The sequence below is a fragment of the Microvirga sp. Mcv34 genome (assembly GCF_024519725.1).
GTDB lineage: Bacteria > Pseudomonadota > Alphaproteobacteria > Rhizobiales > Beijerinckiaceae > Microvirga.
Window position 1 is genome coordinate 1 of record NZ_JALJRK010000243.1, and the last position, 420, is coordinate 420.

Consider the following 420-nt stretch of genomic DNA (forward strand, 5'->3'; position numbering starts at 1 on the left):
CCACGCCTATCCGGCTCCGGCCATCCGGGCCCGCCGGCGCGTCGAGACCCCTCCCGGGGCCCCGGCGCAAGTCGACTGGGCCCACTTCCCGGGCGTCATCATCGCCGGCATCCCGACCGATCTTCTCGCCCTGCACATGGTGCTGTCGTTCAGCCGCAAGCAGGCGATCGTCTGGTCACCGGCCAAGGACATGCTGGCCTGGCTGGGCTGCCATTCGGGCTGCTTTACCCGCCTGGGCGGCGTGCCGGCGACCGTGCGCATCGATAACGAGAAGACCGCGATCTCGCGCGGGGCCGGCGCCTGGGGCGTGATCAATCCAACCTACCGCCGCTATGCGGCGACCATGAAGTTCCACATCGATGCCTGTCCCCCGCGCCAGCCCCAGTGCAAGGGAAAGGTGGAGCGGCGGGTGCGCGATCA

Annotated in this window: 1 pseudogene; it reads left to right on the plus strand. The window is 69.8% G+C overall.

What is annotated here, in order from left to right:
* Positions 1-420 (plus strand): annotated as a pseudogene (locus OC446_RS30395) (hypothetical protein); the annotation flags it as partial.